The organism is Streptomyces sp. NPDC002181 (assembly GCF_042890485.1).
In the GTDB taxonomy this organism is placed as follows: Bacteria; Actinomycetota; Actinomycetes; order Streptomycetales; family Streptomycetaceae; genus Streptomyces.
In genome coordinates this window covers 396,836-411,165 of the sequence record NZ_JBIASC010000001.1, presented here as the reverse complement: position 1 = coordinate 411,165, position 14,330 = coordinate 396,836, and the positions used below count along the sequence as shown (strand labels likewise).

The following is a 14,330-nucleotide window of genomic DNA, read 5'->3' as shown; positions in this document are numbered from 1 at the left end:
CCTCGGTCTTGCGTTCGCCCCGATGCTCGCCACGGGCGCGGCCGGCGGCTACGGCACCTACTCCAACATCAAAGGCGCCTACAACTCCGGTACCGCACTCGGCGCGGTCGCCGCGGGCGAGGGTGCGACCGCGGTCCTGGCGCTGGTGTTGCTGGGGCTGACGATGCTGGGGCAGTCCTCCCCGGCCGTGGTCCGCGCCGGATTGTGGGCCTTGCCGGCCGCCGCGTCGGCTATGTCCGCCGTCGCCGCCCCCGATGGGCCGCGCACTGTGATCTACGCGATCACCCCGCTGGGCATGTCGGTCTCGGCCGAGGGCATGGCCTTCCTGGCCCGGCGGATCGTGGTGCATGTCGACGGCCGGGACGCTGAGGCCGAAGCGCGGGCGGCGGCCGTGGTCCAGGCTCTCGCCTATCACCGTGCCCGCGCCGCGAACCACCCCGACAAGAAGATCCGCAAGCGGTCGGACCGGGCGTCGTGGCGCCTGGCCCGCAAGGTCGGCTCCGCTGACACCACGCTCGGGGCGCGGCTGCTGGACGTCCAGCGGGAGCGGATCACCACTGGCGCGGACGTCGCCCTCGGCGACATGTTCGCGATCACCGTCACACCCCCCATCGCCCCCGTCACGGCAGGGCGTGACGCCGTCACGGCGGCCGTGACTCCCGCCCTCCCCTCGGTACCCGAACCGGGTGCCGGGGAGGGGGCCGTCACGGGTGGGCGTGACGGGGAAGACACGCAGGTCAACGACTCGCTGACCGGTCTAGACGGGGAGGGCGTCACACCCGCCGTCACGCCCGTGACCCTCGACCAGCTCGCGGCCATCGCCGGGGTCTCCACGCCGCTGATCGGTGAGCCGCTGACCGACGAACAGATCGTGGTCGTCCTCAGGTTCCTGCGGTACTCCGACGACCCGCCCTTGTCCTACCGGCAGAGTGCCGCAGCGTTCCGCGAGTCCGGATTCACCGGCGGCGAAGCCCGCATCCGGGGCGCCTGGGCCACCCTCATGGCCCAGGAAGAGAGCCCCCGGTGACCACCGTCTACCGGTGGCGCCTTGCCCCCGACGGGCTCGCCACCCGCCGACAGCTCCGTGCCCTCGGCCTGCGTCCCGGCGGACAGGACGTCGCCGCGCAGGTCGAGCGGCCCCGCCGCCGGCGCGGCCCGCTGGTCGCCTACCTGTACCGGATCGACCTGGCCCGCCCGGTGCGGCCGATGACCGTCCGCCGGGCCGCGGCCCTGGCGAAGGCGAACGCGGCCCGCCGCTGGTGCCCGGCCTGTCGCCGGGATGCCGGGTACGTGATCCCGGCCTCGCTCGGCATGTGCATCCCCTGCGCGGACACTCCGCGCCTCCCCGCCTGAACACACCGATTCTTCAAGGAGTTTCAGTGACCTCCCAGACCTCTCCCTCCACCGCCGCCACGCAGGCCGCCTCGCAGGGCTCCCACGCGTGGGTGCTGACGCTGGAGCTGCCCGGGCGGGGGATGACCACGCAGTACGGGACATGGACCCCGCCCAACGGCGCCACCCGCTACGACGTGTTCGTCGCGCTCCGGGGCCACATCGTCGGCCAGCACCCGGAGATGGCCTCCGCCAACACGATCTTCTTCAGCCTGGAGCCCAACCAGCTCTAGCTCCTGCGCGGCCCAAGCCCTGGAAGGAGGAGCCGCCATGTCCGGTATCGACTGGGACGAGGAGTTCACCCGCATGAACACCGAAGCCCCTGAGAAGCCCAGCACGTCGTCCAAGTTCTCCGCCACGATCGGCAAGGTCGGCGGGGTCCGCCGCAACACCGCCGCGCTCGCCGTGTGCGGCACGATCGCCGTCCTCGCGGTGTGCGGCACGGTCGTGGCCGTCACCAGCATGCAGGGCGAACAGGCCGCCCAGGACCGCGCGCAGGCCAAGGAGAAGGCCGCGAACACCCTGGTCGAGGCGCAGGCCGACAAGGAGCGGGCGCAGACCGAGGAAGCCGCGGCCAAGACCCTCTACGAGCGGGGAATGACCGTCTACCAGGAGTGCATGAAGGTCCGCGCGGCGGCCGTCGCGAAGGCCGCCTCCTGGGAGGTCTCGAAGATCCCCTCCTGCGCCGCCCCGACCCTCGGCGGCGGTACGGCCCCCAAGGCCGAGGAAGAGCCCAGCGACGCCGGCGGCTCCCTCACCTCCAGCCCCTGGCTGTGGGTGGCTGTTGTCGGCGGCGGTGGCCTGTTCGCCTACAAGAAGCTCTCCGCACCCTCCGGTTCCGGTGCGGTCACCCCCGCGAACGACAAGGGATTCACCTTCGAGAAGGGTGCCTAAAATGACGCTCCAGTTCTTCGCCCTGGCCCTTTTTTGCTGGGCCCTGTTCTTCACCTTCAAGAAGACCAAGGGAAAGCAGATGGCGATCTGCCTGATGCTGATCGTCTCCGGCATCTTCCTGCCGTACACGCCGTTCAGTGACGAGATCCGCAGCACCCTCGAATCCGTCTTCAACACGGCGAACACCACGGTCAACAACATCGGCACGTCACGCTGAGCGACCAGTCGTGCCGGTTACCGGTTACCGGTTACAGCCCGCAGACGTTCGGTTCTGAGCGCCCGGGGAGCCCGAACCGGCGTCCGCAGGGCCTGTAACCGGTAACCGGTAACCGCCGTCAACTACACAGTGTCACCTAGGGAGGGTCGTGGAACTCCTCGTTCTCCTCGCCATCACCTACCTCGTCGGCGTCGACAACACTCACGGAAAATACGAGAAGGCGGGAATCAAGAAGCCCCCGCCGAAACCGAAAGCCAAATGGTCGCCGACCAGGGCGCCGGACACCTTCCGAAACGCCGCCTACAACGCCGCCGCGAAAACGCATTACGGGTTGCTGGCTGGTGCGCATTGGGCTGGGGGGCTTCGGGATGGGTGGCGTTCCGCCTATCTGAAGAAGCCGGGTACTAAGCCTTCCGGTTCGCCTTCCGCCCAGCCTGCGCCGGGGCCCTCCGAACCCACCGCGGGGACCACCGTGCCGCCGAAGCCCACGATGCCGCCCAAGCCGACCACGCCCCCGACACCGCCGCCCACTCCGCCTGCGGCCCCGCCTCCGGCGGGGCCGACGATCCCTCCGCCTGGCACGATCCCGCAGCCCCGCACCGTCAAGCTCCCCAACCAGATCAGGACGGACCCCGCGATGCAGCCCAACCCGCCCGTTCCGCACACCGCGACCGTGGACGCCAACGGCGTCCACGTCACCACGGCCGCCGGGAAGACCCGCACCTACAGCGGCGGTGAGGTCATGACCCTGACCCAGGTCATCGACCTCGCCGAAGGCGCGGCCACCCTGTGCCAGACCAGCGCCGAGAAGTGCCTGGAGCTCGTCGACGAGTCCGCAGAGCTGGCCGCGGACTGTGACGTCCTGATCGCCGACATCACGGACAAGGGCGTCGGCGACAACCTGATCGGCAAGTGCGAGTACCTCAAGGAGCAGCTCGACCTCCAGGCCGCCGCCGCCCAGAAGTTGCACGACCAGATCCAGGGCGGCGAGGAAGCGTGCCGGACCGCGTCCGCGAACGCCGAGGTCCGCCACGGCCAGATCTTCCGGGCCGTCGCGGACTCCCCGCTGACCAAGCCCGCCGAACGCGACTTCTACAACGCCCGATAGGGGAGGCCCGCATGTCTGCCACCGAGAACCTGAAGGACGCCGCGACCTACGCGGCCCTGCGCACCAAGCTCGCCTGGCTCACCCACCAGGTCCACGCCCACGCCGACACCGTCACCCAGCTCGCCTCCGACATCGACGAGACGGCGGAGCAGATGCAGGACGCCGCCGAGACGATGAAGGCGCTGGCCGTGGACGACGCCACCACGGCCGAGTTCGCGGACGCGGCGCTGACCATGACCGGCGCCAAGGACGCCGCCGGCGCCTACACGGCCGCCGCGGACAGTGCGGCCGCGGCCGCCGGCGACGCGGAGACCATCACGGAGTCCGACCACGGCGGCATTGCCGACGCGGTGGACGCGTCCCCGGTCGAGATGGCCGAAGCCGCCTTCTACGCCCAGCAGTAAGGAGGCCGGACCATGGGGCCGACCCGAGCACAGTTCATCCAGTACGCGCCCGCCGCCCTCGCCCTGGCATCCGTGTCCGGCGGCCCCTGGTCCGCCCTCGCTGCAGGAGCGGCGGGAGTGGGGGCGTGGGCCGTCAGCGCCTCCGCCCCCGTCCTGCGCTCCCTGATCGCCTGCGGGATCACGGCCACCGGCTGCGGCATCGCCGCTCACCAGGTCCTGGCGAGCGGACTGGATCCGCTGTTCGCCCTCGGGCTGGCGGTGCCAGCCGGTGCGGCCGTCCTGGCGCACCACCGCAACACTGGCGGCGGACTGTCCGCGCTCCCGGCCACGACCACGGCCGCGGCGGGGCAGAGTTCGCAGGCTCAGCTCATCACCGCGTGGTGGACGGAGTTCATCTGCGGTCCCACCCAGACTGAGGGCCGCAAGCTCATCCACCCCGGGGCCCGCCTCGCGCACCTCGCGATCGAGGCCGGGGACGACCACATGTCGTTCACCGGGATCATCACCCTGCCCCAGGGCCAGCAGGTGAGGGTGAAGGCAGCGGACATCGCCTCCGTGTACCAGATCCCCGTCTCCCAGGTGGAGATGGGCGACCCCAAGCACTACGCGCCGAACGCGCTGCCCGTCACCGTCCACCTGAAGAAGGCAGCCCAGCAGCCGCAGATCGCTGCCGGCGGAGCGCCCACGACGGCCGAGGAGCTGTGGGCCGCGCACGTTGCCGTCCCGGAAGGGGCGATGCCTGGCACCACCCTGACCCTGACCCGCTACGACGGGCCCCTGGACTGGGAGGGGATCGCTACCCGAGACCGGAAGGCCATCGGGACCGTCAACCTCCAGGACCTCGCCGGGAACCTGGACCTGGAGACGATCCAGATCGCTCTGGCCCCGGCTGACAAGCCCTCGCAGATGGGGGTGCGCGTGATGAAGGAGCACGCGCTGATGCACGGCACCATGCTCTCCTCGGTCGTCGACGAGCTGGCCATGGACTCCCGCGGCTACATCCGCCTGGGCACCTACATCGACGCCCGCGCAGCCCTGGTCCCCCTGGCCCAGCCCGGTTCCGGCGCCCGCCACCTCTACCTCGTGGGCGGGTCCCGCTCGGGGAAGTCCGGGTGCCTGGAACAGGTCCTGCTGTCCGCCCACCGGTCCGGCATCGCGGTGATCCTGGCTTCCCCGCAGGCTGGGACCATCGCAGGAGCCGCGCTGGCCGCGTACTGCGGGGACGGTCTGGACGAGGCGATGGGCGCGTTGCGGCTGGCGTACGCGCTGATGCTCGACCGCGAGGCCCGCTACCGCTCTCCGGCCTTCCCCTTCACCGACCCGCTGATCCTGATCGTGATCGACGAAGCGCACATGCTGCTGTCGGTCTCCTCCCCGTACCACGCGGAGGCCAAGGCGATCGTGGAGCAGCTCACCCGCCGGTCCCTCAAGCGGGGGATCGGCGTGGTCCTGGCCACCCAGACCCCTCTGGCCGAAGACCTCGGGAACTCCACGGTCATCCGCTCGCAGCTCCTGATCGGCGGCGGCGCGGTGTTCCTGCGCTGCGCCAGGGGCCAGGGCTCCCTCGTCGGGGCGAACTCGGTCGAGGGCGCGGAGGGCATCGACCTGTCGATGATCCCCTCCTCCTGGCCCGGCCAGTACGCCAAGGTCGCCGACCGCGACATGAGCAGCGGCCTGGACACGGCGGCCGCCGCCGGTCCCGAGGACGGCACCTTTGGCCTCGGCTACCTCCTCACCCCCGGATCGCAGGCCGTCCAGTTCCGCTCCCTGCACCTGGACGTCCCGCCCGCCTCCCTCACCGGAGACACGACTCCCGTCGCCATTGAGAACTGCCAGGCCTGGCACCACCGGGAAGCGATCACGCGCACCCCGATGGTCGACCAGCGCGGCAAGAACCTGATCGGCAGCCTCACCGACCTCCTCACCAAGGCTCACCAGGGCCAGACCCTTCCCCAGCAGCGGGCTCAGACCGACCCCGCCGGCCCCACGGCTGCCCCGGACGGACAGGAGCTGATCAAGCCGCGAATCCTCGAACTCCTCCGGGAGGAGTCCATCCCCATGACCGCCGAGACCATCGCCCGAAAGCTCGGCACGACAGCGAAGAACGTCAAGCCGCGCCTGTCCGAGCTGAAGAAGCGAGACGAGATCACCAACGAGAACGGCCTGTGGAGGGCAGCATGACCACCCGCACCGAAACCCACTTCGCCCCTGTCGACCAGGACCTGTACGCCAAGGCGTTCCAGCTCCTCGACCCCACCCCGGAACCCGTCGCCATCGCGGCCGATACCAGCCCCGCGCCGGTCTCCGTCATCCTCGCCGCCGTGCCGGTGCACCGGCCGGGCCCGGTCGAGGAGACCCTCAGCGACGCGCTCGCCTTCCTTGACACCCACGGCTGGGCCAAGTACCGCCTGATCCACCCCGAGGGCGCCCGCTGCTCCATCGGCGCACTGCGCGCAGCGGCCGGTAGTCGCAACGCCGCTTACCGGGACGCCGGAAGGCTCCTCCTGGACGAAGCCCGCCGCCAGCACGGCCAGCACTGGGAGGCGATCCCGGCCTGGAACGACGCCCACACCGGACCGCAGGTCCGCAGCGTGTGGGAGGCCGCCATCCAGCGCGCCCACCACGCGAACATCTGACCCGGCGGGAGCCACCTTTGTCGTTCTCGTTCACCGACCCCAAACCGGACCACGATCGCTCTTTCTCCTTCACCGAGCCGACGGACGTGAAGGAGCAGTTGCAGGCGATCGCCGACATGGCGTACGAAATCCTCCGCCTCGTCGCCGAGGTCCGCAGGCAGATCAACAACTGAACGCCCGCTCAGACACAACGAGGGCGGCCCCAATTCACCAGAGTCCGGGCCGCCCTCACCCATGTCCGGACGTGCCACCGGCACCTTCAACAACCGCTGAAAGGCCCGTGTGAACCAGCCTCTGCCCGAGCGCATCGCCGACGCGCTCGCGTTGCTCACCGGGCAGCGCACCGTTGGCTGCCCGCACCCCGGATGCCGAGTGTCCATCGGCTACCGCCACGTCACCCCCGACGAGGCGAAGCGGCTGACCAGCCTGGCCACCGACCACACCCGCCACTGAGGAGGAAATTCATGACCGCAACCCGCACCACGGTCCCGTGGTTTGAGACTCTGACCGACAGCGTGTACGCCCTGGGCGCCGCGGCCCGCGAAGCACAGCGTGCCTACCACGCCGCCCGCATCACCGCCGCCCACTACGACCTCGACCGGCTCAAGCACGTCGACGGGGAGCTCACCGTGTCCGGCCGGCCGAGCAGCGTGCCGTTCCGGCCCCACGACAACGCCCTGTTCGTCATCGGGGACGTCCACCGCAAGCAGGCGGACCGGCTGCGCCGCTTGTACGCCCAGACCGGCCAGGGCTACGCCTACGGTGCCACCTGGGCCATCCGGCAGGTCCTGGCCGGTCAGCGGCCGCCGGTGGTGGAGCTGGGCCGCAGCGATCAGGGGTTCTACATCCTGCCGAGCGAGGCCTACCCGAGCACGGAGGCGTTCGAGGGACTGGGCCGGTGGAGCGGCAAGGCCGACTTCGACCGCGCCCTGGGCGAGATGCAGCGCTGCGAGGCGGCCGCTGAATACGCGGCCGACCTGGACCAGGAGCACTACCTCGCCGACCACGAGGCGTCCGCGATGCACGACGCCTACCGCGTGGCCGAGGACCTTCCCGACGCCATGCACGCCTACGGCCGAAACGCCGAGACCGCGCTGCGCTTCGCCCTGCTGGAGCCGCGCCACAAGCACGGGCGCAGCTAGATACGCCGAGGGCGGCCCCCTCTCACGCCAATGAAGCGGGGCCGCCCTCGTCAACCAGCACATCCAACTGAACTGGAGGACTCCAGCATGACCCACACCGCCGACATCCGGCGAGACCACACCGCCTGGCGTCCCTTACTCCTGGACGCCTTCTGCTGCCAGGGCGGTGCCGGCATGGGCTACCACCAGACCGGGTTCGAGGTGACCGGCGTCGACAAGGACGCCCAGCCCCGCTACCCGCTCGGCTTCCACCAGGGCGACGCCATCGACTTCATCCGGGAGTTCGGCGCCGGCTTCAGCTTCATCTCGGCCTCGCCCCCGTGCCAGCACGACACCGACTGCCAGCGCATCCAAGGCAACAACCACCCCGACCTCATCGGCCCCACCCGCGAGGCGCTGAACGCCACGGGTCGCCCGTGGGTGATGGAGAACGTCCGAGGCGCCGCCCACAAGCTCCGTCAGCCGGTGATGCTCTGCGGGGCCATGTTCGGCCTGCGGACCTACCGGCATCGGTACTTCGAGACCGGCGGCGGCTTCACCCTCACCCAGCACGAGCACCCCGCCCACATCGCCCCGCAAGCCAAGATGGGCCGCCCCGTCCCCGAGGGCTGGTATGGCCAGTACGTCGGCAACTTCTCCGGCGTCGACCAGGCCCGCCAGGTCATGGGTGTCCCCTGGATGAACCGCGACGGCATCCGGGAGTGCATCCCGCCCGCCTACGCCCAGTGGATCGGCGCACAGGCCCTGGCCCACCTTGCCGCCCTCGCCTCGGCGGTGGCCGCATGAACGACATGCTGTCCGCGGCGCTTGCCACGGCCGCCCGGGGCTGGCCCGTCTTCCCGCTCCGCCCCGGCGCCAAGAACCCTGCCCTGCACCGCGACGACCACTGCCCCCGAACCGGCCCCTGCGCGGGCGGGCACGTGAAGTGGGAGCAGCGCGCCACCACCGACGCGGCCGTTATCGCCCGGTGCTGGAGCCACAAGCCGTACAACATCGGCCTGGCCACCGGCCCGGCCGGGCTGGTCGTGGTCGACCTCGACATGCCCAAGGAGAACTGCAGTCAGGACGCGCCTGGCGGCGCGGACAACCTGTTGGCGCTCTGCGAGCGCGCCGGGCAGCCCGTCCCGGCCACCCTCACCGTGCGGACTCCCTCCGGCGGGACCCACCTGTACTTCACCGCCCCCGACGGGATCCGGCTGGGCAACACGGCGGGCAGGCTGGCCCCGCTCATCGACACCCGCGCCCACGGCGGCTACGTCGTCGCCCCCGGCAGCACCACACCGGCCGGAAGGTACGAGGTCACCGACCCGTCCCCGGCCGTCGAACTCGCGGCCTGGCTCCTGGCGCTGCTCCAGCCTCCCGCCCCGCGCCCGATGCCCCTGAGGATGCCGGGCGCGGTCCGCGGCAAAAGCGCGGCGCGGGCTGCACTGCACGCCGAGTGCGAGGCCGTCCGCCAGGCACCCGCGCAGCAGGCGAACAACACGCTCAACCGCAGCGCCTTCAAGGTGGGGCGGTTCGTCGCGTGGGGCGACCTCCCCCGGCAGGAGGTCGAGGAGGCCTTCCAAGCGGCAGGGGAGGACCGCGGACTCACCGTGGCCGAGTGCCGCGCCACGATCCGCTCCGCCCTCGACAGCTCCGCCCGCACGGTCCGCGCCCGGGAGACGGCATGAGCGCCCAGATTCCGCTCCCCTTGGAAGGCCTGCCCCCCGCCCCTGGCGGTCCCAGCCCCGCCAAGCCGGCCCCGGCCCGGGACGGCCGTGGTGCGCCGAGGGTCGTCGCCGAAGGCGTCCCTTCATCTGTTCGCCCTGACCCGCACGCCGACGGCAGGCGCCGGCCGGTGGCGTGGCTGCACATCGTGGCCCCGCCCTCCTACGGGGCGGCCCCGAGCGTCCGCTCCTGGTGCTCCTGTGGGCGCGACCTCTTCGCCGCCGGACGTGCCCGCGCCCTGGCGCTGATCGCGGACCACGAAGAGCACCGCACGTCTTGCTCCCGCCTCACTCAGCGAAGGGAAGCCGCATGAGTACGTACGACCCTGAGCTGTGGGAAGGGTTCGACGAGATGACCCCGGAGGACATCACCGGGCGACGCGGGTGGGACGAGCCCGTCCCCCTCAACCCCCGCGGGCAGCTTCCCACCTTCCCCGTGGACGCTCTGCCGGACTGGCTGGCCGCCATGACGGCCGGAGTCGCGGAGGAGACGCAGACACCCGTCGACCTCGCCGGGTGCCTCGCTCTCGCCGTCGTCGGCACCGCGGCCGGCGGACGCCTCACCGTGAACGTGCGCGGGCAATGGAGTGAGCCGGTCAACCTCTACACCGCCGTTGCCCTGCCGCCCGGCAACCGCAAGAGCGCCGTGTTCGGCCTCATGACCAAGCCCCTCCTCGCCGCCGAGAAAGCCCTGATCGAACTCACCGCGCCTCAGCGGACCGAGGCTGCTGCCTCCGCGCGCATCGCGAAGGCGGCCGCTGAGAGGGCCGAGAAGCTGGCAGCCAATGCCGAAGCCGACAAGCTGGCCGGCCTGACCGCCCAGGCCATCTCCCTCACCGAGGCCGCCGAGCGGGCTGTCGTCCCGGTCGAGCCGCAGCTCGTCGCCGACGACATCACCGCCGAGAGCCTGACCACCCTCCTCGCCCAGCAGGACGGGCGGATCTCGATCCTGTCCCCTGAGGGCGAGATCTTCGAGATCATCGCCGGACGCTACTCCGGCGTCCCGAACATGGGGATCTTCCTCAAGGGCCACGCCGGCGACATGGCCCGCGTCAACCGCCAGGCCCGAGACCCCCAGTACATCGAGAACCCCGCCATCACCATGGGCCTCGCCATCCAGCCGGAAGTCCTCGACGCCATCGGCCAGATCAAGGGCGCCGACGGACGCGGCCTGCTCGCCCGCTTCCTCTACTCCAAGCCTGAGTCTCTCGTCGGCTACCGCAACCTCACCCCCGAACTCCTCGACCCTGACACTGCCGGCGCCTACGCCCAGAACCTCGGCCGTCTGGCTCTGACCCTGGCGGGCTGGACCGAGACCGCCGAACTCACCCTCACCCCTCAGGCGGACGCAGTCCTGCTCGCCTACCAGCGCGTCACCGAATCCCGCCTGCGCAAGGACGGGAGCCTTGCGCCGATCGTGAACTGGGCCAGCAAGCGCGACGGCGCCGTCGCCCGCATCGCCGGGCTCCTCCACCTCGCCGCCCACCCCGAGGACGCTTGGACCCGGCCGATCACTGCCGAGACCATGGCCGCGGCCACTCGGCTCGGGGACTACTTCACCGCTCACGCCCTCGACGTCTTCAACGCCATGAAGGCCGACCCCGCCCAGGAGGCCGCCCACACGGTCCTGACCCACCTGCGCGAGACCCGCACCGCCGCCTTCACCAAACGCGACCTCTTCCGTGCGATGCCCCGCAGCGAGTTCCCCGCCATGGGCGACCTCGACCCCGCCCTGGACCTCCTGGAGGAACACGGCTGGGTCCGCCAGCAGCCCCCGCCGCCCCGCACCACGCGCGGCGGCCGGCCGCCCTCCCCCCGCTACGAGACCCACCCCCGCACCACCCGCGCCGCCTGAAAACCCCCAACCCGCTGACAGAACTGACAGAACCTCCCGACCAGCACTGTGACCTGCGGAAACTTGCGTTTTCGGAGCTCTGACAAAACCTCCGGAAACTCTGACAGAACTCAAAAAACCTCGCCGCGGGCGAGACGTCGGGTCTGAGAGAACCGAGGTTTTCGAGGTTCTGTCAGAGTTTTTTGAGGTTTTGTCACGCGGCCCGAACCACCAAAAGCCGCAGGTCAGGGGCCATGCGGCGAGGTTCTGTCAGTTCTGTCAGTCCTTCCGGGGGTTTCTGACCCCCTCCAACACCTTGAAGGAGCCTCGGCGTGGCCAAGCCGCGTGACGAAATGCTGAGCATCGACGAAGTGATCGAAGAACTCGCCGTACCGCGTTCTACCTTCTACCGCTGGCGCCAGTGCCGGAAGGCGCCGAGATCCATCAAGCTCCCCAACGGTGACGTCCGTATCCGACGCTCGGAACTGGACCGCTGGCTCACGTCCTTGGAGGAGGCGGCGTGACGAACAGTAGTGCCCCTGGGACCGGGCAGAACAACGGTTTGGACCCGGCAGGGTTTTCCCTGGACGTGCGCCTGTGGAATGTGACCAAGGCGCAGAGCAAGACTCGGCCATACCAACTCCGCTGGATCGTGGCTGGCAAAGTCAGCAGCAAGACGTTCGCCACGGTGACACTTGCGGGAAGCCGTAGGTCAGAACTGTGGCTGGCCATGAAGCGCGGGGAAGCCTTCCGCATCAAGGACGGCCTGCCCGAGTCCGAAGTCCGCGCTGCCATGAAGGCCGCAGCGACCGCAGATGCCCGAGAGGAACTGCCCTGGCTCGTCTTCTGCCGCGAGTACATGGCGATGCGCTGGCCTACAGCAGCGGCAAAGACCCGAGAAGGCATCGCGGATGGTCTCGCAGCGGTGACCCTGGCCATGGTGGAACAGGACAAGCAGATGCCCAAGGCGGAGGAGCTACGTCTCGCTCTTCGTTGGGCGGTCGTTCCGGCGAACGCGGAACTGGAGCCGCCGGTCGATCTCGAAGTTGCGTATCAGTGGCTCTCGAAGCGGTCGCTCCTCGTTTCGGCGCTGGAAGATCCGAAGATCCTGCGGGATGTCCATTACCGGCTCTCGTTCAAGCTGGACGGCACACCCGCAGCGGGCGAGACCTCTCGCCGTAGGCGCCGTGCCCTGAACACCGCTGTGGATTACGCGATCGAGCGCAAGCTCTTGGTTGAAAATCCTCTCGCTGGGCTCAAGAAGGTGAAGGCCTCATCATCGGATCGAGTTGATCCGCGCGTTCTCGTGAACAAGACCCAGGCAGCTCAACTGCTCGCCGCGGTTTCCTATGTCGGCACGTGGCACCGTAAGAAGGGGCGCCGTCTGGTGGCGTTCTACGCGGTGATGTATTTCGCGGCGCTCCGTCCGAGTGAGGCCGTGGGGCTGCGAAAGTCTGACTGCCACCTCCCCGAGAAGGGGTGGGGGACGCTCACCCTCCACACCACGCACCCCGTATCGGGCAAGCAGTGGACGGACAGCGGTGAGCGCCACGACAAGCGCGGTCTGAAGTCCCGTGAGGCCAAGGACGACCGGCCGGTACCGATCCCGCCGCCACTGGTCGCCATGCTCCGGGCACACCTCGAAGAGTTCGGCACGGCCAAGGACGGCCGACTCTTCACGAATGAGCGTCTCGGTCTGGTTGGCAGTAGTACGTACTGGCGCGTATGGAGGGACGCCCGGGAGTACGCGCTTTCGCCGGATCTCCAGACATCTATCCTCGGCGGTCGGCCGTACGACCTCAGGCACACCTGCATCACGACTTGGTTGAACGCCGGGGTTCCCGTCGCCGAAGTGGCCCGCCGGGTCGGGAACTCGCCTGAGGTCATCCACCGGGTGTACGAGGGCTGTATCTACGGCCAGGAGGATGCTATGAACAAGAAGATCGAGGCTGAGCTTGACTGGACTTGAGTCGCACCGCTGGGCATAAGGTGAGCGTCTGACCCGGCGAGTGTGCCCGCAGTTTTAAGAGAGGGCGCTCAGCATCATTCGCACGCCATGGAAAAGTTCGTCGTACGTCAAAACTCGTACGTCTTTCAGGCTTGATCGAAATACTTCTACAGAGTGGCGCTGCTTCTCGGAGAGAGACTCTTTTTCTAGGTCTCCGATCAGGATGGTGCAAGGGGGGCTAATCGCGCGAAGGTTGGGGGTCTGGTATGCAAGTGCCGTGATCTCCCTAATCAGGCTTTCTCGGTACGTGAGGACCTGGATGCACGACCCAGTCAGCTCTTTGGATGGCGCGAACACATTTGCGCGATATGGAGTGGGCGAGAGTAGTCGTGTAGTCGGAGTTTTGATCTCCAGAAGTGCAGAGTTTCCAGAGTTTTGGGCAAGGAAATCTACTATGTTTCCGCCACTGTTTAAAACATTCTTGCCTCCGACGTAGCACTTACTCAGGAGGCCGTACGCCTTCCCTTCGAGAGGGATGGCAAGCACCTCTGGGTGCTCTGCGAAGAATCCATGCCAGAACTCCTCGCTTGAATTATCCCGTTCGCTCTCCCAAATTGACAATGCCTCGGCGAATCGGCCGATAGTCGATACTGGAGCGGATAGCGCGGATGCGATGCGGGCGAGGTGGGCTTCGCGCATCCTCACGAGCACTTCGATGGAGTAGGTCTCGGGACTCCGGTCGACGAGGAGATGATGCGTCGGGCAGAGGATGATGATGTTGTCGCCAAGGTTCTGGTCGCCCGTCGCAAGCTCCGGGGCGTACCGAGGGCCACCGGGTGAGAGGGACGAGATGTGGGCGATCTCAAGTAGAGGAAGCCCATTGTCCAGAGTCCTGGGCGAAGGGCAGCCGGCGAACGAGCACCGCCCGCCGGCGAGTGCGATGGCTGTGCGAATGGTGGTGGCCGGGACTGCCGTCCGGGCCCGCGGGCGTCCCGTAGCGCTGTTGTCTGCCATGCAACTGATGCTGCCTCAGTGGTCTGACAGACGTC

Annotated in this window: 18 protein-coding genes; 17 read left to right on the top strand and 1 reads right to left on the bottom strand. The window is 69.1% G+C overall.

Going from position 1 to position 14,330, the window contains the following annotated elements; all coding sequences use genetic code 11:
• Positions 1 to 22: 22 nt before the first annotated feature.
• The 17 genes from ACFYXV_RS01835 (at position 23) to ACFYXV_RS01755 (ending at position 13,302) form a co-directional block, all read left to right on the top strand.
• Complete coding sequence (locus tag ACFYXV_RS01835) at positions 23 to 1,027, top strand: hypothetical protein (protein ID WP_389382105.1); 1,005 nt, start codon at positions 23 to 25, stop codon at positions 1,025 to 1,027.
• Positions 1,024 to 1,353 carry an RRQRL motif-containing zinc-binding protein gene (locus ACFYXV_RS01830; protein ID WP_389381787.1) on the top strand — a complete coding sequence of 110 codons (330 nt, stop codon included), beginning with the start codon at positions 1,024 to 1,026 and terminating at the stop codon, positions 1,351 to 1,353. Before ACFYXV_RS01835 ends, ACFYXV_RS01830 begins: the two co-directional genes overlap by 4 nt.
• 26 nt (positions 1,354 to 1,379) lie before the next feature.
• Positions 1,380 to 1,625 carry a hypothetical protein gene (locus ACFYXV_RS01825; RefSeq protein WP_389381786.1) on the top strand — a complete coding sequence of 82 codons (246 nt, stop codon included), beginning with the start codon at positions 1,380 to 1,382 and terminating at the stop codon, positions 1,623 to 1,625.
• A gap of 37 nt (positions 1,626 to 1,662) precedes the next feature.
• Positions 1,663 to 2,286, top strand: a complete 624-nt coding sequence (locus ACFYXV_RS01820) for a hypothetical protein (RefSeq protein WP_389381785.1) — start codon at positions 1,663 to 1,665, stop codon at positions 2,284 to 2,286.
• 1 nt (position 2,287) lies between these two features.
• Positions 2,288 to 2,503 carry a hypothetical protein gene (locus ACFYXV_RS01815; protein ID WP_389381784.1) on the top strand — a complete coding sequence of 72 codons (216 nt, stop codon included), beginning with the start codon at positions 2,288 to 2,290 and terminating at the stop codon, positions 2,501 to 2,503.
• Between the two features lie 637 nt (positions 2,504 to 3,140).
• Positions 3,141 to 3,611 (top strand): hypothetical protein, encoded by a 471-nt coding sequence (locus tag ACFYXV_RS01810; RefSeq protein WP_389381783.1) that lies wholly within the window; start codon positions 3,141 to 3,143, stop codon positions 3,609 to 3,611.
• Between the two features lie 11 nt (positions 3,612 to 3,622).
• Positions 3,623 to 4,015 (top strand): hypothetical protein, encoded by a 393-nt coding sequence (locus tag ACFYXV_RS01805; protein WP_389381782.1) that lies wholly within the window; start codon positions 3,623 to 3,625, stop codon positions 4,013 to 4,015.
• Positions 4,016 to 4,027: 12 nt separating this feature from the next.
• Entirely contained in the window at positions 4,028 to 6,196 is a 2,169-nt protein-coding gene (locus ACFYXV_RS01800) for a hypothetical protein (protein WP_389381781.1), read from the top strand.
• Complete coding sequence (locus tag ACFYXV_RS01795; protein ID WP_389381780.1) at positions 6,193 to 6,651, top strand: hypothetical protein; 459 nt, start codon at positions 6,193 to 6,195, stop codon at positions 6,649 to 6,651. Before ACFYXV_RS01800 ends, ACFYXV_RS01795 begins: the two co-directional genes overlap by 4 nt.
• Positions 6,652 to 6,668: 17 nt before the next feature.
• Positions 6,669 to 6,824, top strand: a complete 156-nt coding sequence (locus tag ACFYXV_RS01790; protein ID WP_389381779.1) for a hypothetical protein — start codon at positions 6,669 to 6,671, stop codon at positions 6,822 to 6,824.
• 109 nt (positions 6,825 to 6,933) lie between these two features.
• The gene (locus ACFYXV_RS01785) at positions 6,934 to 7,104 is read left to right on the top strand and encodes a hypothetical protein (RefSeq protein WP_389381778.1); all 171 of its coding nucleotides are present in this window, start codon (positions 6,934 to 6,936) and stop codon (positions 7,102 to 7,104) included.
• 11 nt (positions 7,105 to 7,115) lie between these two features.
• Complete coding sequence (locus tag ACFYXV_RS01780) at positions 7,116 to 7,793, top strand: hypothetical protein (protein WP_389381777.1); 678 nt, start codon at positions 7,116 to 7,118, stop codon at positions 7,791 to 7,793.
• Between the two features lie 87 nt (positions 7,794 to 7,880).
• Entirely contained in the window at positions 7,881 to 8,579 is a 699-nt protein-coding gene (locus tag ACFYXV_RS01775; protein WP_389381776.1) for an SAM-dependent methyltransferase, read from the top strand.
• The gene (locus tag ACFYXV_RS01770; protein ID WP_389381775.1) at positions 8,576 to 9,463 is read left to right on the top strand and encodes a bifunctional DNA primase/polymerase; all 888 of its coding nucleotides are present in this window, start codon (positions 8,576 to 8,578) and stop codon (positions 9,461 to 9,463) included. Before ACFYXV_RS01775 ends, ACFYXV_RS01770 begins: the two co-directional genes overlap by 4 nt.
• Positions 9,464 to 9,809: 346 nt before the next feature.
• Positions 9,810 to 11,354, top strand: a complete 1,545-nt coding sequence (locus tag ACFYXV_RS01765) for a YfjI family protein (protein WP_389381774.1) — start codon at positions 9,810 to 9,812, stop codon at positions 11,352 to 11,354.
• 311 nt (positions 11,355 to 11,665) lie between these two features.
• Positions 11,666 to 11,857 carry a helix-turn-helix transcriptional regulator gene (locus ACFYXV_RS01760; protein WP_389381773.1) on the top strand — a complete coding sequence of 64 codons (192 nt, stop codon included), beginning with the start codon at positions 11,666 to 11,668 and terminating at the stop codon, positions 11,855 to 11,857.
• A complete protein-coding gene (locus tag ACFYXV_RS01755) occupies positions 11,854 to 13,302 on the top strand; it encodes a tyrosine-type recombinase/integrase (RefSeq protein ID WP_389381772.1) in 1,449 nt (482 codons plus the stop codon). The genes ACFYXV_RS01760 and ACFYXV_RS01755 overlap by 4 nt, the downstream gene beginning before the upstream one ends.
• A 54-nt stretch (positions 13,303 to 13,356) precedes the next feature.
• On the opposite strand, the gene ACFYXV_RS01750 is transcribed toward ACFYXV_RS01755, so the two are convergent.
• A complete protein-coding gene (locus ACFYXV_RS01750; RefSeq protein WP_389381771.1) occupies positions 13,357 to 14,295 on the bottom strand; it encodes a Shedu anti-phage system protein SduA domain-containing protein in 939 nt (312 codons plus the stop codon).
• Positions 14,296 to 14,330: the final 35 nt, after the last annotated feature.